Here is a 20169-nt window from a genome sequence, read left to right on the forward strand (position 1 = left end):
CGTATCGACCAGGATGCGAAGCCCATGAATGGGGTGATCGGCCGGTACACCGGCCTCCACGTATACGAGAACACGCCAAGCTGCTGGACATCCGGGAGGCGTGGCCTCAGACCTCGGACAGTCCTGCGACCGTCCTGGGCTTACGGAAGCACAGGTAGTAGACCAGGGTCAGCAACAGCAGGAAGGGTACCCCGAACACCAGGGTCATCTTGAACGCCTCGGTGAAGAAGGTGGTGATCATCACCGCCCCCATCAGCACCAGCCCCAGCAGGGTGCTGTAGGGAAACAGGCGCATGCGGAATGACAGTTGCTGTTCACCGTGGCGCTGGTGATAACGACGGAAGCAGTAGTGGGTGAGGAAGATCATGAACCAGGTGAAGATCGCGCCGAACATCGAGATCGCCATCATCAGGACGAATGAGCTCTCCGGGTACAGCACGTTGATCAAGGTGGCCAGGGCAATACCGGAGCTGGACAGCAACAAGGCATTCAGCGGAATCCCGGTCTTGCTCAGGGCGCCCATGGACTTGGGCGCAAAGCCGGCGCGGGACAGGCTGAACATCATCCGCGTGGTGATGTAGAGCTGGCTGTTCATCGCCGACAGGGCCGCGATCAGGATCACGAAGTTCATCACCCCGGTGGCCCCGGGAATGCCAATGGTCTGCATCACCGTGACGAACGGGCTCTGGGCCTTGCCCGCCTGGACCCAGGGCACGATGGCCAGCATCAGGGCCAGGGTCAGCAGGTAGAACACCACCAGGCGCACGATGGTGGCGCGAAACGCCTGCTTCACCGCGCGCTGCGGGTCCTTGGCCTCCCCCGCCGCCACCGCGATCATTTCCACGCTCAGGTAACTGAAGATCGACACGATCACCGCGATCCACATGCCCTGGAAACCATTGGGAAAGAAGCCGCCGTGGGCGCTGTAGTTGTGCACGCCGTAATCGGGGTTGCCGGAGCCGAACACCACATACACCGCAAGGATGATAAAACCGACGATGGCGGCGATCTTGATGGTGGAGAACCAGTATTCGAAGTTGCCGAAGGTCTTCACGCTGATGGCGTTAAGCAGAATCAGCACGCTGGAGAAGGAAACAATCCACACCCACTCCGGAACGTTGGCGAACCAGTACTTCATGTACATGGCGATGGCCGTGACCTCGGCGCCCACCGCCAGCACGATGGCCGCCCAATAGGCATAACGCACCAGGAATCCGGCCAGCGGGCCGATGTAGAACTCGGCGTAGGCGCCGAAGGAGCCAGAAGTGGAATGGGCCACGGTCATTTCCGCCAGGCAACCCATCAGCAGCAGAGTGATCAACGCGCCGATGGCATAGCTCAGCAGCACGCTGGGACCGGCATAGCCGATGGCATAGGCACTGCCCATGAACAGGCCGGTGCCGATGGCCCCGCCGATGGCGATCATGCTCATCTGGCCGGCGGTCAACTGCCGCCTGAGGCCGTGCTCGCGATTGGAAATCGCTTCGAAACCCTTGTTGGAGGTGGTCACTTTGAGTGCCTCTTTATTGTTGTGTGCACGTATGAATCGTTGTGACGGCCCGTCCTTGTGCCGCTGCCCTGGTTGCCGCATGCAGCAGCAACCAGGGGATAAAGCGCGTCTCAGGTCACGCTGTGACGCACCTGGAACTGCGCCTGGGCCCAGGTTTTCTGATCGAGGATTTCACCGAGAATCTGCACCGCGTCCCAGACTTCGCTGAAGCGGGTGTACAGCGGGGTGAAGCCGAAACGCATGATGCGCGGCTCGCGATAATCACCAATCACGCCCCGGGCGATCAGGGCCTGGATCACGGCATAACCTTCAGGGTGTTCGAAGCTCACGTGGCTGCCACGCTTGGCGTGATCGCGTGGGGTCACCAGCTTCAGGTCGTGGCCGGCGCAACGCTGTTCCACCAGTTCGATGAACAGGTCGGTCAGGGCCAGGGACTTGCGCCGCAGGCTCTGCATGTCGGTCTGTTCGAAGACCTCCAGGCCGCACTCGACCATGGCCAGCGAAGTGATCGGCTGGGTGCCGCACAGGTAGCGGGCGATACCGCTGGCGGGCTCGTACTGGGTGGCCATGTCGAACTGCCGGGCATGGCCGAACCAGCCGGACAGCGGCTGGGTCACCAGATTGCACAGGGCAGGAGCAACCCAGGCGAAGGCTTGCGAACCCGGGCCGCCGTTGAGGTATTTGTAGGTGCAGCCGATGGCGTAGTCGGCGCCGCTGCGATTCAGCTCCACCGGCACTGCGCCGGCCGAATGGGCCAGGTCCCAGAGGCTCAGGGCGCCGGCTTCGTGGATCAGTCCGGTGACGGCCTGCATGTCGTGCATGTAGCCGGTCTTGTAGTTGACGTGGGTGAGCATCACCACCGCCACGTCCTGGTCGATGGCGGCTGGCAGTTGTTCCGGGCTGTCTACCAGGCGCAGGGAATAGCCCTGCTCAAGCATCCGGGTCAGGCCCTCGGCGATGTACAGGTCGGTGGGAAAGTTGCTGCTCTCGGAAACGATCACCCGCCGCTCGGGGGCACGCTCGGCCTGCACCTGCAGGGCGGCGCTGAGGACTTTGAACAGGTTGATGGACGTGGTGTCGGTGATCACCACTTCGCCGCTGCCGGCGCCGATCAGCGGGGCCAGGCGGTCCCCCAGGCGCTGGGACAGGTCACGCCAGCCGGCGCTGTTCCAACTGCGGATCAGGCCGTCGCCCCACTCCTGCTCGATCACTTGCCGGGCCCGTTCCAGGGCGGCCACAGGGCGAGCACCCAGGGAGTTGCCATCGAGGTAGATCACCCCCTCGGGCAAGGCGAACTGTTGGCGCAGCGGCGCCAGTGGGTCCTGTTCATCGAGACGCAGGCAGTGGTTTTTATCGATCATTGGAAGTCCTGTCTTGGTCAAGGTCATGCCCGCCTGGAACAGGCCGGGCACGGGGTCTGGACGACCCGAAAACTCAGGAAATAATGGACGAAGCCAGCTAGAATTTTCGTGCAAAGTGCAGCGCGTTATCGTACTAATCTCGAATAAAATTCTAATCCTCCAATAAAAAACGCGGATTTATGCCAGCCATGACCCTCGACTCCACCGACCTGCGCATCCTCTACTTCCTGCAACAGGATGGACGTATCAGCAACCAGGAACTGGCGGAGAAAGTCGCCCTTTCACCCTCCGCCTGCCTGCGCCGCCTGCGCATGCTCGAAGGCGACGGGATCATCAGCGGCTATCGCGCCCAGCTCAACGCCGAGCGCCTGGGGATCGAGTTGGAAGCCATCGTCCATGTGTCCCTGCGCCAGGATGTGGAGGGCTGGCACGAGACCTTTATCAGCAAGGTCCAGCAATGGCCGGAAGTGGTGGCCGCCTACGTGATCACCGGCGCCAGCAACTACGTGCTGCGGGTGCAGGCGCGCAACCTCAAGCACTTCTCGGATTTCATCGTCAATCACTTGAACCGCGCGTCCGGGGTTACCGATATCCGCTCGGAAATCGTCCTGCAGAAGATCAAGGAACAGGACGGCCTGCTGGATCTGGTGCTGCGCAAGTAGTACGTCCTAGAACCCCACCGGGCGCCGTGCCTGGTGACGCTGGACTGTGGCGCTCGGCGCCTCGTCGAACAGCTTGCGGTACTCCGCGGAAAACCGCCCCAGGTGGGTAAAGCCCCAGGCCAGGGCAATCTCGGAAATATTGCGCGCCGCGCCGTGTTCGAGAATGTCCTGGCGCACGCCGTTGAGCCGATAGCGCTTGAGATAGGCCATGGGCGACAGGGCAAAGTACTTGCGGAAGGCCTCGAACAGCTTGAAGCGTGAAACACCGGCGGCGGCTTCCAGGTCCTCCAGGTGTACCGCCTCTCGGGCATGCTCGTGCAGGTACTGGCGGGCCCGCACCAGGTAATGCGGCAGCTTGACCCCGAGCATCGCCTGCAGCTCCGCAGAGTAGTTGTTGGGCTGGGCCAGGATCAGGCCCTTGATCAGGGAGCTCTCGATTTCTCGGGTGAAGGCCAGTTGCTCGTAAAGTTCGTTGCCCTGGGCCAGTTCGCCAATGAAGTGATGCGCCATGCGCCACCAGGCCGCGGCGGCGCCCTGCCGTGCGTCCATGGCAGGCTCGAAGCGCAGCGGCTGCTCGACCGGGCGTTGCAGCAATGCCTCCAGGGCTTCGCTCATGGCCGGCCGGGAGATCACCACCTGCAACTTGCGGCAGTCGCCGGAGATGGCCAGCACCTGGCTTTCGTTGGGAGCAACGATCACCCCCTGGTCCGGGTCCGAACGCAGCAGGCGACCGTCCTTGCTCAGCTCCTGCTCGCCGCACAGGGGCAGGCTCAGGCTGTAGCTGCTGAAGCGCTCGGTGTCCTCGATATCGACGACCACATCGGTGCCGTATTCGATGATGCCCAGGGTCGTGGCGCGTGACCTGAGGACGTTGGCACTGTGGTGGAAACGAATGCGTTCGGGGTTAGCGGTTTCCAGGCGGTGCGGCCCACAGATACCCGCCATCCAGTTCCTGGCCCCTTCAAGGTCATAGCGATCGATACGAATCTCGCGAAACAGCCCATCAGCCTTGCTATTCATCACGGCGCACCCACGGCAATTATTATTCAGCGCGCTCTGACGGCGCGTCTTGTGTGACAGGGCAAGTTTTGCGCCAGCCGGCAACGCTGCCAACCCAGTGGATAGCAATCGCCCACTAAGTGGATAACCCGCCCCCATCGTCCTCATCTGGCCGGGCCCACAGTAGCCCATCGGCGCCCCGTGGTGCAGCTGTCGATCGCCGATCCGCTCAAAGGTGGGTCGCAGCTGGGTCACAACTACCCAGGCAATTTTATGGATGGCCTTGGCCGACTAAGCGGATAGCCACCGGCGCCCCGCACTCTCTCTAATGACGGCACCCGATTGACCTGAATAAAAAAGGTACCGACTCATGAGTGGTGCAAGAAGCGTCGAGCAGTGGCAGGACTTCATCCACGGCTGCCTGGATTTTCGCCCCGCGGACGGAGTGTTCCGTATCGCCCGGGAGATGTTCACCGAGCCCGAGCTGTTCGATCTGGAGATGGAACTGATCTTCGAGAAGAACTGGATCTACGCCTGTCACGAAAGCGAACTGCCCAACAACCACGACTTCATCACCCTGCGCGCCGGGCGCCAGCCGATGATCATCACCCGCGATGGCGAGGGCCGGCTCAATGCCCTGATCAACGCCTGCCAGCACCGCGGCACCACCCTGACCCGGGTCGGCAAGGGCAACCAGTCGACCTTCACCTGCCCGTTCCACGCCTGGTGCTACAAGAGCGACGGGCGCCTGGTGAAGGTCAAGGCGCCGGGGGAATACGACGAAGGCTTCGACAAGGCCACCCGCGGCCTTAAAAAGGCCCGCATCGACAGCTACAAGGGCTTTGTCTTCATCAGCCTGGACGTGGCCGCCGACAACAGCCTGGAAGACTTCCTGGGCGACGCGCGGATCTTCTTCGACATGATGGTCGCCCAGTCCCCCAACGGTGAGCTGGAAGTGCTGCCGGGCAAGTCCGCCTACACCTACGACGGCAACTGGAAGCTGCAGAACGAGAACGGCCTGGACGGTTATCACGTCAGCACCGTGCACTACAACTACGTGGCCACGGTGCAGCACCGTCAGCAAGTCAACCGTGACAACGGCAGCGGCAGCAGCGCCACCCTGGACTACAGCAAGCTCGGCGCCGGCGACGCCAGCACCGACGACGGCTGGTTCGCCTTCAACAACGGCCACAGCGTGCTGTTCAGCGAAATGCCCAACCCGGCGGTGCGCTCCGGCTACGCCAGCATCATGCCGCGCCTGGTGGAAGAGCACGGCCAGGCCAAGGCCGAGTGGATGATGCACCGCCTGCGCAACCTGAACATCTACCCCAGCCTGTTCTTCCTCGACCAGATCAGCTCCCAGCTGCGGATCATCCGCCCCATCGCCTGGAACAAGACCGAGATCATCAGCCAGTGCATCGGGGTCAAGGGCGAGAGCGATGCCGATCGGGAAAACCGCATCCGCCAGTTCGAGGATTTCTTCAACGTCTCGGGCATGGGCACGCCGGACGACCTGGTGGAGTTTCGCGAGGCCCAGCGCGGCTTCCAGGGACGCCTGGAGCGCTGGAGCGATGTCTCGCGCGGCCATCACCGCTGGGCCACCGGCCCCACCGCCAACAGCGAGAACCTGGGCATCCAGCCGGCCATGACCGGCACCGAAATCACCCATGAAGGGCTGTACGTCAACCAGCACCGCAACTGGCAGAAATTCCTCCTCGACGGCCTGCAGCGCCAGTCCCTGAAACTGCGTGAGGTATGAACATGAATGCGCAATTGCAGTACCAGATCGAGCAATTCTTCTATCGCAAGTGCGAACTCTGCGACGCCCAGGACTGGGACGCCTACCTGCAGCTGTTCGCCGTGGACAGCGAGTTCCACCTGCCGCAATGGGACTCGGAACACGTCTACACCCGGGACCCGAAGCGCGAGATGTCGCTGATCTACTACGCCAACCGTTCGGGGCTGGAAGACCGGGTGTTCCGCCTGCGCACCGGCAAGGCGGCCTCGACCATTCCCATGCCGCGCACCCTGCACATGGTCAGCAACCTGCGCATCGCCGAGGGCGCCAACGGGCTGCTGCAGGTGCGCCTGAACTGGCACACGCTGTTCTATCGCCTGGCCACCTCCGAGGACTTCTACGGTCACGCCACCTACGACCTCAAGCCCCATGGCGACAGCTGGCTGATCCAGCGCAAGCACGTGCTGCTGCTCAACGACACGATCAACTCGGTGCTCGATTTCTACCACCTCTGACTCGACGGACATCCCTTCATGACGCACAAGGTCGCGTTCAGCTTTGCCGACGGCAAGACCCTGTTCTTCCCGGTCAAGGCCAATGAAATACTGCTCGACGCTGCCCTGCGCAACGGCATCAAGATCCCCCTGGACTGCCGCGAAGGCGTCTGCGGCACCTGCCAGGGCCGTTGCGAGTCGGGCCAGTACAGCCAGGACTACGTGGACGAGGAAGCCCTCTCGCCCCAGGACCTGGAGCAACGCAAGATGCTCACCTGCCAGACCCGGGTGCAGTCCGATGCAGCGTTCTACTTCGACTTCGATTCCAGCCTGTGCCACAACGCCGATCCGGTGCGACGCACCGGCTCGGTGATCGACGTGCGCCAAGTCTCGGACAGCACCGCCATCCTGCACCTGGACCTGGGCAGCAGCGAGGCACCGCTGGAGTTTCTCCCCGGCCAGTACGCGCGCCTGCAAGTTCCCGGCACCGACAGCAGCCGGGCCTACTCCTTCGCCAACCGGCCGGGGGCGGACAACCAGTTACAGTTCCTGATCCGCCTGCTGCCCGACGGGGTAATGAGCAACTACATCCGCGAGCGTTGCCTGGTGGGCGACAGCATCGAACTGGAGGCGCCACTGGGGGCTTTCTATCTGCGCCAGATCAGCCGGCCGCTGCTGCTGGTGGCCGGCGGCACCGGGCTGTCGGCGCTGCTGGCGATGCTCGAACAGATCGTCGAGCAGGGCTGCCAGCAACCGGTGCACCTGTACTACGGCGTGCGCCAGAGTGCCGATCTGTGCGAACTGGAGCGTATCCAGGCGCTGGGCGAGCGCCTGCAAGGTTTTCGCTTCACCCCGGTGATCAGCGACGTCGACCCGGATTGGTCGGGCAAGCGCGGCTACATCACCGAGCACTTGGACAGCAGCCAACTGCGCGACCAAGACAGCGACCTGTACGTTTGCGGACCGCCACCGATGGTCGATTCGATCCGAACCTGGCTGCAAGAACAGCAACTTAACCGCGTTCAGCTGTATTACGAGCGGTTTACCGAGAGTAATATCTGATCCCGTCAGCATTGAGCCGCGATCGGTCCCGTTCACCACGGGATCGGTCCTGATAACAACTAGAAGAGAGCGCACATTAGTGGATCAAACCTTGCAACAAGGTGAACTCAAGCGTGGCTTGAAGAATCGCCATATTCAGTTGATCGCCCTGGGCGGGGCGATCGGCACCGGACTCTTCCTCGGCTCGGCCGGGGTGCTCAAGTCCGCCGGACCTTCGATGATCCTCGGCTATGCGATTGCCGGATTCATTGCCTTCCTGATCATGCGCCAGTTGGGGGAAATGATCGTCGAAGAGCCGGTGGCCGGCTCCTTCAGCCACTTCGCCCACAAGTACTGGGGCGGCTACTTCGGCTTTCTCGCCGGCTGGAACTACTGGGTGCTGTATGTCCTGGTGGGCATGGCCGAGCTCACCGCGGTGGGCAAGTACGTGCAGTTCTGGTGGCCGGAAATCCCCACCTGGGTCAGTGCGGCGGTGTTCTTCGTGCTGGTCAACCTGATCAACATGATGAACGTGAAGTTCTTCGGAGAAGCCGAGTTCTGGTTCGCCATCATCAAGGTGGTGGCCATCGTCGGCATGATCGTCCTCGGTTGCTACATGTTGTTCAGCGGCAGCGGCGGCAGCCAGGCGTCGGTGAGCAACCTCTGGTCCCACGGCGGTTTCTTCCCCAACGGCGGCACCGGCCTGCTGATGGCCATGGCCTTCATCATGTTCTCTTTCGGCGGCCTGGAACTGGTGGGCATCACCGCTGCCGAAGCCGCCGAGCCGCGCAAAGTGATTCCCAAGGCCATCAATCAGGTGGTGTACCGGGTGCTGATCTTCTACGTCGGCGCCCTGGCCGTGCTGCTGTCGCTTTATCCGTGGGATGAACTGCTGGTGAGCCTCAACGCCGGCGGCGACGCCTACAGCAGCAGCCCTTTCGTGAAGATTTTCTCGCTGATCGGCAGTGATGCGGCGGCGCAGATCCTCAACTTCGTGGTCCTGACCGCAGCACTGTCGGTGTACAACAGCGGTGTGTACTGCAACAGCCGCATGCTCTATGGCCTGGCCGAACAGGGCGACGCACCCAAGGCGCTGATGAAGCTCAACAAGCAGGGCGTGCCGATTCTGGCCCTGGGCATTTCCGCGCTGATCACACTGCTCTGCGTACTGGTCAACTACCTGGCGCCCCATGAAGCGCTGGAGCTGTTGTTCGCCCTGGTGGTGGCTGCACTGATGATCAACTGGGCGCTGATCAGCCTGACCCACCTGCGCTTTCGCAAGGCCATGGCCGAGCAAGGCGTGGTGCCGTCGTTCAAGGCCTTCTGGTCGCCACTGAGCAACTACCTGTGCCTGGCGTTCATGGTGATGATCATCGGCGTGATGTGGATGATCCCGGGCATCCGCGCCTCGGTGTATGCGATTCCGGTGTGGGTCCTGGTGATTTGGGGCTTCTACCGCCTGAGTCATGCACGCAAGGCCGGACAGCCCGCCCTGCACTAAGCCTCAGGCTTGCAACACCCGAAAGCCCGGCCGGGATCAAGGCCGGGCTTTTTTGTCGGCGGCGCAAAAGCGGTCTGCCAATTAGGGTGAATGTGGCCTGAAACAACAGTCCGCCCTCTCTCTAGAATCGACTCCCTCCCGGCACCTGAGCCTGGGAGCCTGTTTCTGGATGGAGAACGGCTGATGAACAGAACGGCGACAAGCCTGCGCTGGACCGATGTTTTCTCGCCCACCGTGGCGGCGCTGATTTCAGTGCTGGTGAACTACGGCGGAACCTTTGTCCTGGTGTTCCAGGCCGCCGAGCTGGCGCGGCTGTCAGCGGCCCAGACCGCGTCCTGGGTCTGGGCAGTGTCGGTCGGTGTCGGCCTGACCGGGCTGTGGCTGAGCCTGCGTTACCGAGCGCCGATCATCACCGCGTGGTCCACACCCGGCGCGGCCTTCCTGGCCACGGTGATGCCCTTCACGCCCTACGCCGAGGTGATCGGCGCCTACCTGATCTCGGCCCTGGGGTTCATCATCCTCGGCGGCTGCGGGGCCTTCGACAAACTGGTGCGGATGATCCCCAAGGGCATCGCCGCCGGCCTGCTAGCGGGCATTCTGCTGCAGTTCGGGATCAATGCCTTTGGCGGCGCCAGCGCCGACCCGCTGCTGGTGATCGTGCTGCTGGTGTCCTACGCCTTGCTGCGGCGTTTCACCTCGCGCTTTGCCGTGGTGGGCATCCTGGTCATCGGCCTGGGGCTGCTCATCGCTCAGCAGCGGATCGACTTTTCTGCCGTGCACTTGAGCCTGGCCGTGCCGGTATTCACCGCGCCGCAGTTTTCCCTGCTGGCCTTGCTCGGAGTGGCCTTGCCGCTGTTCGTCATCACCCTCACCGGCCAGTACATGCCCGGCATGCTGGTGTTGCGCAATGACGGCTACGGCACCAGCGCCAATCCAGTGCTCACGGTCACCGGACTGGGTTCGCTGCTGATGGCACCGTTCGGCGCCCATGCCTTCAACGTGGCGGCGATTACCGCGGCGATCTGTACCGGCAAGGACGCCCATCCTGACCCGAAAAAACGCTACATCGCCGGTATCGCCTGCGGGCTGTTCTACATCCTGGTGGGCACCTTCGGCGTGACCCTGGCCAGCCTGTTCATGGTGCTGCCCAAGACCTTTATCAGCGCCCTGGCGGGCCTGGCGCTATTGGGGGCCATCGGCGGCAGCCTGGCCAATGCCATGGCCGACGCGGCCACCCGGGAAACCGCGTTGATCACCTTCCTCGCCACCGCGGCCAACGTCACCCTGCTCGGGGTCGGCGGTGCCTTTTGGGGGCTGGTGGCCGGCTTGACCGCGCACCTGCTGATCCATGGCCGGGCCACTCTGTTGACCGCCCGTACCGTCAAACCCTGAAGGCCAGCGCCTGGCTAGGCCTTTCTCAGGGCCTGGGCCAGGCGTGCCATGGTCGTTTCGATTTCATGGGCGCTGAGCGAGGCGTAGCCCAGCAACCAGCCTGGCTGCTTGTGCTCCCCGGCATACAGCCGGCTGAGCCCTGGTAACTGGATGCCGGCCCTGGCGGCTCGTTGCTGGGTCAACGCTTCGCTCCAGTCGGGCTCCAGCAGGCAAGGAATCTGCAACCCGCCCGGTGGCGGCAAGGCCACGGCAATGCCCTGCAAATGCCGCCCGATGGCATCGAGCATGGCTTGCCGACGCTCGGCGTACAGCTTGCGCATGGCCCGCACATGGGCGTTGTAGTGCCCCTCCTCCATGAACCGCGCCAAGGTCAGCTGGAGGATCTGCGGCGTGTGCCCGTCCATGATGCTGCGGGCCGCGCTGAAGGCGTTCACCAGCTCGCTGGGCAGGGCCATGTAGCCCATGCGCAGGCCCGGGTAGAGGGTCTTGCTGAAGGTGCCGATGTAAAGGGTGCGCTGATACGGGTCCAGGCCCTGGACACAGGCGGTGGGCAAACCGTCGTAGTGGAACTCGCTGTCGTAGTCGTCCTCGATGATCCATTTCTCCTGCTCGGCGGCCCAGCGGGTCAGTTCCAGGCGGCGCTCCAGGGACAGGGTGACGCCCGTGGGGTACTGGTGGGACGGCGTCACATAGACACAGCGGGCGCCACTGCGGTCGGCCCGCAGCAGGTCGGTGCGAATGCCCTGGCTGTCGACATCGATGGGCACGATGCGCGCCTCGGCGGCCTCGAATGCCTTGCGTGCGCCGAAGTAGCCCGGGTTCTCCAACAGGATCGGCTTGCCGGCGTCCACCAGCAGTTGCGCGCACAGAAACAGCGCCTGGCGGGTACTGCTCAGCACCAGGATCTGCTCGGGCTGCACCTTGGCTCCGCGTTCCAGGTTCAGGTAGGCGGCAATGGCCTTGCGCAGGGGCAGCGCACCCTGGGGATCGCCATGCAGCAGTACATTGGCGCGGTAATCCTTCAGCGCCTGGCGTTGCAGGCGTTCCCAGACATCCAGCGGGAAGCTGCGGGTTTCCGGCAGCCCGGTAGCAAAGGCGGTGACGGCCTGCTGATCGCTGACGCCGCCCCTTTGCAACAGCAGCGCGCCGCGCCGGCTCAGGCCCGCCCCAGGCTCTCGGCTGTGCCCAGCCTGCCCCTGCAACTGCTGGCGGCGGCGGACCGAACCGCGTAGCTGGGCACCGATGGCTTCACAAACATAACTCCCCGAACCTTCGCGGCGCTGGATAAAACCGTCGCGCTGCAACTGCACATAGGCGTTTTCCACGGTGTCCCGGGAGACCGCCAGCGACTTGGCCAGGGCCCGACTGGCCGGCAACTTCACCCCAGGCCCCAGGGCGCCATCGAGGATCAGCCCGCGCAATGCACGCTGGATGCGCTGGTGCAGGTCCAGAGGGCGGAACTCAGGGTCGCTGAGGCGCATCTTGAGGGTTTCAAGCTCGAAGGTCCGGGACATGTGGTCTGCCTGGGAGAGTAAAAAGTCTGCGCTGAAGGCAGCCACTTTATCTCCAGAGCGCAACTGTCGCCAATGCCTACCGCTCTGCAACGACCTCTGTAGCCGCTGCCGCAGGCTGCGCTAAGGTCCGCAGGACCTTCCAGACCTCAAGAGCGCGTCTGCTGCGCAGGCGATCGCAGCCTGCGGCTGCGGCGACATTAGGGATTCAGGCAATCAGACGCCGGCAGGCAAATGAAAACGCCCCGGCAGGCGGAGCGTTTTGCGGATCAGAGCGAGGATCGCACTCGCCACAACTCGGGGAACAGCACGGTGTCGAGCATCTTGCGCAAGTAGCCCACGCCTTCGGTGCCGCCGGTGCCAGGCTGGAAGCCGATGATGCGCTCCACCGTAGTCACGTGACGGAAGCGCCACTGGCGGAAGGAATCCTCCAGGTCGATGAACTTTTCCGCCAACTGATACAGGTCCCAATAGGCCGAAGGGTTGGCGTATACCTCGCGCCAGGCCGCCTCCACCGACGGGTCATGCTGAGTCGTGGTGGTGCTGTTCAGGGCCAGGCGCGCGGGGTCGATGCTCAAGCCGCTGCGAGCCATCAGGGCAATCGCTTCGTCATACATGGACGGCGTGGCAATCGATTCTTCCAGGGACTGCAGCAGCTCGGGACGGTGGGCGTGGGGCCGCAGCAGGGCCGCGCTCTTGTTGCCGAGGATGAATTCGATTTCCCGGTACTGGAACGACTGGAAGCCCGAGGACTGGCCCAGGTACGGGCGGATCGACTTGTACTCGGACGGCGTCATGGTGGCCAGCACGGCCCAGGCGTGCACCAGTTGGTCGAAGATCCGCGAGACCCGCGCCAGCATCTTGAACGCCGGGGGCAACTGGCCCTGGCGCACCTGCTCGCGGGCGGCCTTGAGCTCATGAAGCATCAGCTTCATCCACAGCTCCGAAGTCTGGTGCTGGATGATGAAGAGCATTTCGTTGTGGTCCGGCGACAGCGGATGCTGGGCGCTGAGAATACGCCCCAGGTCCAGGTAGTCGCCGTAGCTCATGGAGTCGGAGAAATTCAGCTCGGCGTTATGCCATTCATCCGGTGGGTTGCTTGAAAAAGGACATTGGCTCATGGCGTGGGCTCCTCGCCTCAGGCAGCGGTTACCACCCGCAGGCTGTGCAACCCGGGGCGGGATGCACAACGGCGCGGACGGCCAGCTGTGTATTTATTGTAGGAATCAATCGGCCAGGGGGCGCAGGATCGCCCGCACCGGACTGGCATCCAGGTGGGCAAAGCGCAGTGGCAGGGCAATCAGTTCGTAGTCGCCTTCGGCCACCTCATCCAGGACTATCCCCTCAAGGATCGCCATGCCGTGACGGGCCACGGTGTTATGAGCATCCATGGTCTTGGACTGCTGGGGATCGAGGGACGGGGTGTCGATACCGATCAGGCGCACGCCGAGGCTGGCCAGCAGTTCGATGGTGGCTGGAGCTACCGCGGTAAAGTCCGGGTCCCACGTGCTCAGCGGCGCCTGTGGATAAGTGCGTAGCAAGACTCGCGCAGGCAAGTTGTCCAAGCGTCCGAGCACGGCTTCAGGCTGCACCAGGGCGCCGCTGTCCAGGCAATGCAGGACCCGACACGGGCCCATGTAGACATCCAGCGACACCTCGCCGATGGGCAGGCCATCCGGCCGGTAATGCAGGGGTGCGTCGACATGGGCGCCAGTGTGGGGCGACAGGGTCACCCGCCCGACATTCACCGGGCATTCGGGCCCGAACTGCCAGACGCGCTCCTCCTGGAACGGTGTGTCCCCCGGCCAGGTCGGGGTCGCGGTACTCAAGGGCGGGCTGATATCCCACCAGCGTGGTGTATTTTCCATTCGTGCGGCTCTCGGTCACTCCGGACTGAATGATACGAGCGATACCAGTAAAGATTCTTGCGAAATAACTCGGGCATCGTCAGATATTTCGCAAATCCTGCTAAAAAACCGCCCTTTGTCGAGGGAATGTTTCAAGCGCCAGCCGCCCGTTATCCCCCAGCCGGCAGCGACTCTCGCATTGCGCTTCTGGATACCCCGAGGTCGAGAACAGACATCCCCCTGAACGTGGGCCGCTATAGGGTGCATCTTCAGTTCTCTGCCCGCTAGGAGCACAGCATGTCGCAACCCATTACCGTTCTGCGCGATACCCACCCACTGCCCGTCCTCGACGCCTGCAAGTGGGAAAAACTCGAGGGCGATCCCCACACCGTCAACCTCAACGCCTACACCAGCGAGGACGGCAGCAAGATCATGGGCACCTGGATCTGCACCCCGGGCAAGTGGCGGGTGGCCTATGAGAAGTGGGAGTACTGCCATTTCCAGGAAGGGTACTGCGTGATCACCCCGGATGGCCGCGATCCCATCCACTTGCGTGCCGGCGATATCTTCGTGGTGGAACCCGGGATGAAAGGCACCTGGGAAGTGGTGGAAACCGTGCGCAAATACTTCGTGTTCGCCTGAGTCAGAACACACCGGGGGGCCCCTTCGACCCGGGCTCCCCTTCCGGCATTGCCATTGAACACAACGCGCTCCGCCAAATGTCTATATAATCACTGCCAAATGGCAAAGGCAGGAGTAGCACTCATGGTTGCGCTGACAGGCACCGGCATTGCCCCCAAGCGGCGGGGCAAACTGGTATTGAAAGAACAGTCTGCGGACATCCTCCTGGGTGGCCGGGCACGGTTTGACGACCGCATTTCGATCTATCGCTTGACCGAGGAAGGTATCCCCCTGACGGCGATCATCAAGTTCGTCTCCTCGGTCCCCATGCTCAAGGACGAACAGGTCCTGGCCAAGATCATCGGCCTCTCCGAACGCACCCTGCATCGGCGCCTGAAAACCCCGGACGAACCCCTGAACCCGGAGCAGAGTGCCCGCGCGGTACGCTTTGCCCAGGTGCTGGCCAAGGCCCAGGACGTCTTCGGCAGCAGTGAAGAGGCACAGGACTGGATGGCCAAGCCGGTGATGGGCCTCGACGGCCATAAACCGGTGGATCTGCTGACCAACCCCATCGGCTTCGAACTGGTGGACGAGTTCCTCACCCGCCTGGAATACGGGGTCTATCAGTGATCAGTATTCCGGGCAGCAGCGAGATTCATTTCTGGCGACTGGACGCCGCCCGGCACGCCGATAGCTGGGACAGTGGCATCGGTGCCGAGCTGTGCGGCGGCCGCTGGAACTCCAAAGGGGTCAAGGCCGTGTATGGCAGCGCCGATCCGGCCACGGCGATTCTGGAAGTGGCGGTGCACAAGGGCTTTGCCGCACTGGATAACGTGCCCCATGTCCTCACTGGCGCCCTGATCCAGGACCCGTCGGCCATCTACCGCGTGGATGAACGCAGCCTGCCCAATCCCAACTGGCTGATCCCGGGCATCCCCAGTGCCGGCCAGCAGAAATTCGCCGACCAGTTGCTGGCCGACCATCCATTCGTGCTGGTGCCCTCATCGGTGTCCCGGCACAGCTGGAACATTCTGATCAATCCATTGCTGGCCAAAGGGCTGTACCAGGTGGTGATCCAGGAACGCTTCGGCCTCGACACCCGTCTCAACCCTCCCCCGCACACCGCTGCCAATCGCCCGAACTGAACCCACAAAAAAGCGGGAACCTGCCCGACGCAGATTCCCGCAAACGCCCCGGCTGAAGGGGCCGCGTTCAATACCAATCTTCGCCAGACTTGAAATCGCTGAGGCCCTTCGGGCCGTTCGCAGCCTGCGGCAGCGGCTACACCTATCCTTGTAGCCGCTGCTGAGCCCGCGAAGCTGCGAAAAGGACCGCAGGGCCTTGCTTGGCGCTATCCCGCTTTGAGATCGCTGCGTCTCCTGCGCAGCCGTTCGCAGCCTGCAGCAGCGCCTACACAATCTTTGCCTTACTGCGGCTTGCGGTAGCTGTTGACGATGGCCGAGAAGTCCTTGCCGCCTTCCCCACGCTGGCTCATGGCCTGGTACAGCTGCTGGGCCACGGCGCCGAGCACCACCGGCTGATGCGCCTGGCGCGCGGCCTCGGTGGCCAGCCCCAGGTCCTTGAGCATCAGCTCGGCACCAAAGCCGCCGGTGTAGCCCCGGGACGCAGGGGCGGTTTCAATCACTCCAGGCCACGGGTTGTAGGTATCGGAACTCCAGCAACGGCCGGTGGAGCTGTTGATGATCCCCGCCAGCACCTGGGTATCGATGCCCAGGGCATCCCCCAGGGCCATGGCTTCGCTGACACCGATCATCGAAATCCCCAGCAGCAGGTTGTTGCAGATCTTGGCGATCTGCCCGGTGCCCACTTCGCCGCAATGCACGATGTTGCGCCCCATCTGCGCCAGCACTGGCTGCAGGGTGGCGAACAGCTCGGCACTGGCGCCGACCATGAAGGTCAGGGTCCCGGCCTGTGCACCACCGGTGCCGCCGGACACCGGCGCATCGGCCATGGCCACACCTTGCTTGGCAGCCACAGCGGCCACTTCACGAGCGGTCTGCGGGTCGATGGTGCTGCAGTCCACCGCAGGGACACCACGGCCAATCCCTGCCAGCACCCCGTCTTCACCCAGCCACACACTGCGCACATGGGCCGCAGCCGGCAGCATGGTGATCACCAGTTCGGCACCTTCGGCAGCCGCCTTGGGCGAGGCAGCAACGCGCCCGCCCAGTTGCGCCAACTCCGCCAGCACGCTCTGGTTGAGGTCGAACAGGTTCAGCTGATGCCCGGCCTTGATCAGGTTGCGGGCCATGGGTGCGCCCATGTTGCCCAGGCCGATAAATGCAATGTTCATGTCAGGCTCCTCAACGCAGGCTGATGGTGGTGTTCACACCGTCGTTGACGCTGTCATCGTCGAACCAGCGGGCGGTGACGGTCTTGGTCTGAGTGTAGAACTGCACCACTTGCTTGCCGTACGGGCCCAGGTCGCCGAGCTTGGAGCCGCGGGAGCCGGTGAAGCTGAAGAACGGCACCGGCACCGGAATCGGGATGTTGATACCGACCTGGCCGACGTCGATTTCGCTCTGGAACTTGCGCGCCGCCGCCCCGCTCTGGGTGAACAGGCCGGTGCCGTTGCCGAAGGGGTTGGCGTTGACCAGGGCAATGGCCTGATCCAGGGTGTCGACCTCCAGCACCACCAGCACCGGGCCGAAGATTTCCTGGGTGTAGATCTGCATATCGGTGGTTACCCCGGAGAACAGGGTCGGGCCGATGAAATTGCCTTGCTCGTAGCCCGGGACCTGGATGCCGCGGCCATCGAGCTCCAGCTTGGCGCCTTCTTTCACGCCGCTTTCGATCAGCTCCAGAATCCGCGCCTTGGCGCGCTTGGACACCACCGGGCCCACATCGGTGCCCGGCTCGCTGCCGGCGTTGACCTTGAGTTTCTGCGCCAGGGCCTTGAGGTCCGGCAGCCATTGTTTAGCGGCGCCCACCAGCACCACCACCGAGGTGGCCATGCACCGCTGACCGGCCGCGCCGAAGCCGGCGCCCACCAGGGCATTGAGGGTCTGTTCGCGGTTGGCGTCGGGCAGCACCACGGCGTGGTTCTTGGCGCCCATCATCGATTGCACGCGCTTGCCGTGCTTGCCCGCCAAGTCATAGACGTGAGTGCCGACCGCGGTCGAACCGACGAAGGACACCGCCTTGATGTCCTTGTGGGTGCACAGCGCATCCACCACGTCCTTGCCGCCGTGCACCACGTTGAGCACGCCGGCCGGGACCCCGGCTTCCACCGCCAGCTCCACCAGCAGCATGGTGGACAGCGGGTCCTGCTCGGAAGGCTTGAGGACGAAGGTGTTGCCGCAGGCGATGGCCATCGGGAACATCCACAGCGGAATCATCGCCGGGAAGTTGAACGGGGTGATCCCGGCGCACACACCGATCGGCTGGCGCAGGGTATAGGTGTCTACACCGCCGGCGACGTTCTCGGCGAACTCGCCCATCTGCAGGGTGCCGATGGAGCAGGCATGCTCCACCACTTCCAGGCCGCGGAAGATGTCACCCTCGGCGTCGGCGAGGGTCTTGCCCTGTTCGGCGCTGAGGACTGCGGCAATGCGCTTGGAATGCTCACGGATCAAGGCCTGGAGCTTGAGCATGATGCGCATCCGCGCGCCGATCGGAGTCAGTTTCCAGGTCTGGAAGGCGCGCTGGGCGGCGGCGATCGCGGCATCGACTTCAGCGGCGGTGGCAAAGGGCACCTTGGCCAGCACTTCCTGGGTCGCCGGGTTGACGATGTCGTGCCATTCCTGGCTCTGGGACTGGACCCATTCACCGTCGATCAGCAATTTGACCTGTTGCAGGGTGGTGCCGTCGGGCTTGAGGGATGCGTTCATGGGGTCTCCTGACTTCTTGAGTTCTTATGCAGGGAACCAAGGCGGGCAAGCGCCTTGAAAGAGGGGCTGTCGCGAGTTGGTGTCGGACGGTTTTTGGAGTATAGATGTGCAAATTCCTAATAAGAACGCACATAAAATCCGGTCCAACATGCAAAAAAACATCACCTCGCTGAGCACCCTGAACTGGGACGACCTGAAGTTTTTCCTCGAAGTGGCGCGCACCCGCAAGGCCAGCAGCGCGGCCAAGCGCCTGGCGGTGGACTACACCACGGTGTCGCGGCGCATCGGCTCGCTGGAAACCGCCCTGGGCACCCTGTTGTTCGAAAAGTCCCGCACCAACGGTTTTGTTCTGACCGCCGAGGGCCAGCGCCTGCTGGGTTATGCCGAGTCCATCGAAAGCACCCTGCACATGGCCTGCGAGCAGGTCTCGGGTTCCGGGGTGGCGTTGTCCGGGCATGTGCGCATGGGCTGCACCGAGGGCTTCGGCAGCTTCTTCATCACCCCGCAGTTGAGCCACTTTCTCGATGAGTACCCGGCGATCTCAGTGGACATCCTGCCGCTGCCGCACTTCATCAGCCTGTCCAAGCGCGAGGCGGACATCGTCATCGCCCTGGAGCGCCCGGAGCACGGCCCCTACGTGTGCTGCAAGCTGTGCGACTACCGCCTGCAGCTGTACGCCACCCAGGAATACCTCGACCGTCACCCGCCGATCCGCCGCCCCAGCGACCTGGGGGAACATCAATTCATCAGCTACGTGGACGACCTGGCGTTCAGTTCCGAGCTGCTGTACCTGGCCAATGTGGTGCCCGGGGCCAGCGCCAACCTGCGCAGCACCAGCGTCATCGCCCAGTACGTGGCGGCGCAGCAGGGCCGCTCGCTGGCGATCCTGCCGTGCTTCCTGGCGGCCCAGGACCCGCGGCTGCTGCCAGTACTGCCCAAGGAGATCAACCTGACCCGGCAATTCTGGATGTACTGCCGCGAAGACCTGCGCAAATTGAAGCGCATCACCCTGTTGTGGGATTACATCCGCGAGGTGACCGAGCAGAATCGGCCGCTGCTCATGGGGGACAGTCGCAGCATGCTGTTCGCCGCCCCCTGATCTTTAGCGACCGCCAAGCTAAAGCCGCGAAAATGTGGATCGCCGATCAGTCGGCGATCACCACGATCGACACCCGGCGGTTCTCGGTGCGCCCGGCTGCGGTGCTGTTGGAAGCCACCGGCTCGCTGCTGCCCAGACCGCGCAGCTGGATGTTCTCTTCACGCATGCCGACCTGGGTCAGCACCTTGACCACGCTCTTGGCCCGGCGCATGGACAGCTGCACGTTATAGGCTTCCTTGCCCGAAGCGTCGGTATGGCCGTCGACCCGGACCTTCTGGATATCCACACTGAGCAAGGCCTTGCCGATGCGCTGGACGATCTCGGTGCTGGCCTGGTTCAGGGTTTCCACATCGCTGCCAAACAGCACCTTGCCCGACAGGCCGAAGGCCCAGCCTTCATCCGTCAGTTCGAAGCCCTCCTGTTTCAGTACCGCGATCTGTTTCGGGGTCAGACCTTTGGGCGGCACGCTCTGGCAACCGGTCAGGGCCAAGAGGGCCATCAATACCAGGGTGCTGAACAGTCGAACCGTACGTTGCGTCATT

18 protein-coding genes and 1 pseudogene are annotated in these 20169 nt (G+C 63.3%); 10 read left to right on the forward strand and 9 right to left on the reverse strand.

All coding sequences use genetic code 11. The features are described from left to right. Positions 1-96 precede the first annotated feature (96 nt). A pseudogene (locus J5M73_RS28740) lies at positions 97-1510 on the reverse strand (amino acid permease); the annotation flags it as partial. 110 nt (positions 1511-1620) lie between these two features. Further along, the gene (gene kynU, locus J5M73_RS28745; protein ID WP_102861031.1) at positions 1621-2871 is read right to left on the reverse strand and encodes a kynureninase; all 1251 of its coding nucleotides are present in this window, start codon (positions 2869-2871) and stop codon (positions 1621-1623) included. A gap of 188 nt (positions 2872-3059) precedes the next feature. On the opposite strand from kynU, the gene J5M73_RS28750 reads away from it, so the two are divergent. Then, positions 3060-3533: an Lrp/AsnC family transcriptional regulator gene (locus J5M73_RS28750; RefSeq protein ID WP_102861707.1), complete on the forward strand. Its 474-nt coding sequence runs from the start codon at positions 3060-3062 to the stop codon at positions 3531-3533. Positions 3534-3539: 6 nt separating this feature from the next. Here J5M73_RS28750 and J5M73_RS28755 read toward each other — a convergent pair whose 3' ends face one another. After that, positions 3540-4553, reverse strand: coding sequence for an AraC family transcriptional regulator (locus tag J5M73_RS28755; RefSeq protein WP_102861030.1), 1014 nt, complete (start codon positions 4551-4553; stop codon positions 3540-3542). A gap of 349 nt (positions 4554-4902) precedes the next feature. On the opposite strand from J5M73_RS28755, the gene antA reads away from it, so the two are divergent. The 5 genes from antA (at position 4903) to J5M73_RS28780 (ending at position 10698) form a co-directional block, all read left to right on the forward strand. Further along, positions 4903-6291: an anthranilate 1,2-dioxygenase large subunit gene (antA, locus tag J5M73_RS28760; RefSeq protein ID WP_102861029.1), complete on the forward strand. Its 1389-nt coding sequence runs from the start codon at positions 4903-4905 to the stop codon at positions 6289-6291. 2 nt (positions 6292-6293) lie between these two features. Further along, complete coding sequence (gene antB / locus J5M73_RS28765) at positions 6294-6785, forward strand: anthranilate 1,2-dioxygenase small subunit (RefSeq protein WP_102861028.1); 492 nt, start codon at positions 6294-6296, stop codon at positions 6783-6785. Between the two features lie 18 nt (positions 6786-6803). After that, positions 6804-7826 carry an anthranilate 1,2-dioxygenase electron transfer component AntC gene (antC, locus tag J5M73_RS28770; RefSeq protein WP_102861027.1) on the forward strand — a complete coding sequence of 341 codons (1023 nt, stop codon included), beginning with the start codon at positions 6804-6806 and terminating at the stop codon, positions 7824-7826. Between the two features lie 79 nt (positions 7827-7905). Beyond that, complete coding sequence (locus tag J5M73_RS28775; protein ID WP_102861026.1) at positions 7906-9306, forward strand: amino acid permease; 1401 nt, start codon at positions 7906-7908, stop codon at positions 9304-9306. 183 nt (positions 9307-9489) lie between these two features. After that, the gene (locus tag J5M73_RS28780; RefSeq protein ID WP_102861025.1) at positions 9490-10698 is read left to right on the forward strand and encodes a benzoate/H(+) symporter BenE family transporter; all 1209 of its coding nucleotides are present in this window, start codon (positions 9490-9492) and stop codon (positions 10696-10698) included. Between the two features lie 14 nt (positions 10699-10712). Here the strand turns inward: J5M73_RS28780 and J5M73_RS28785 are convergent, their stop codons facing one another. From J5M73_RS28785 to kynB, 3 genes are all read right to left on the reverse strand, one after another. After that, a complete protein-coding gene (locus J5M73_RS28785; RefSeq protein WP_102861024.1) occupies positions 10713-12212 on the reverse strand; it encodes a PLP-dependent aminotransferase family protein in 1500 nt (499 codons plus the stop codon). Positions 12213-12478: 266 nt separating this feature from the next. Then, entirely contained in the window at positions 12479-13330 is an 852-nt protein-coding gene (gene kynA / locus J5M73_RS28790) for a tryptophan 2,3-dioxygenase (protein ID WP_102861023.1), read from the reverse strand. Positions 13331-13435: 105 nt separating this feature from the next. Then, a complete protein-coding gene (kynB, locus tag J5M73_RS28795; RefSeq protein WP_102861022.1) occupies positions 13436-14077 on the reverse strand; it encodes an arylformamidase in 642 nt (213 codons plus the stop codon). 276 nt (positions 14078-14353) lie between these two features. Here kynB and J5M73_RS28800 point away from each other — a divergent pair, with 276 nt between their 5' ends. From J5M73_RS28800 to J5M73_RS28810, 3 genes are all read left to right on the forward strand, one after another. Next, positions 14354-14698: a cupin domain-containing protein gene (locus J5M73_RS28800; protein ID WP_102861021.1), complete on the forward strand. Its 345-nt coding sequence runs from the start codon at positions 14354-14356 to the stop codon at positions 14696-14698. Positions 14699-14821: 123 nt separating this feature from the next. Continuing rightward, positions 14822-15307 (forward strand): antitoxin Xre/MbcA/ParS toxin-binding domain-containing protein, encoded by a 486-nt coding sequence (locus J5M73_RS28805; RefSeq protein WP_102861020.1) that lies wholly within the window; start codon positions 14822-14824, stop codon positions 15305-15307. After that, the gene (locus tag J5M73_RS28810) at positions 15304-15822 is read left to right on the forward strand and encodes an RES domain-containing protein (RefSeq protein ID WP_102861019.1); all 519 of its coding nucleotides are present in this window, start codon (positions 15304-15306) and stop codon (positions 15820-15822) included. Before J5M73_RS28805 ends, J5M73_RS28810 begins: the two co-directional genes overlap by 4 nt. Positions 15823-16103: 281 nt before the next feature. Here the strand turns inward: J5M73_RS28810 and mmsB are convergent, their stop codons facing one another. Both mmsB and J5M73_RS28820 read right to left on the reverse strand, forming a co-directional pair. Further along, a complete protein-coding gene (mmsB, locus tag J5M73_RS28815; RefSeq protein WP_102861018.1) occupies positions 16104-16991 on the reverse strand; it encodes a 3-hydroxyisobutyrate dehydrogenase in 888 nt (295 codons plus the stop codon). 10 nt (positions 16992-17001) lie between these two features. Then, entirely contained in the window at positions 17002-18528 is a 1527-nt protein-coding gene (locus J5M73_RS28820; RefSeq protein WP_115581548.1) for a CoA-acylating methylmalonate-semialdehyde dehydrogenase, read from the reverse strand. A gap of 148 nt (positions 18529-18676) precedes the next feature. Between J5M73_RS28820 and J5M73_RS28825 the strand changes: the two genes are divergently transcribed. Next, entirely contained in the window at positions 18677-19627 is a 951-nt protein-coding gene (locus tag J5M73_RS28825) for a LysR family transcriptional regulator (protein ID WP_115581547.1), read from the forward strand. A gap of 46 nt (positions 19628-19673) precedes the next feature. On the opposite strand, the gene J5M73_RS28830 is transcribed toward J5M73_RS28825, so the two are convergent. Further along, positions 19674-20168, reverse strand: coding sequence for an OmpA family protein (locus J5M73_RS28830; protein ID WP_102861015.1), 495 nt, complete (start codon positions 20166-20168; stop codon positions 19674-19676). Position 20169: the final 1 nt, after the last annotated feature.

Source organism: Pseudomonas sp. 50_B (assembly GCF_017491625.1).
Lineage (GTDB): Bacteria > Pseudomonadota > Gammaproteobacteria > Pseudomonadales > Pseudomonadaceae > Aquipseudomonas > Aquipseudomonas danubii.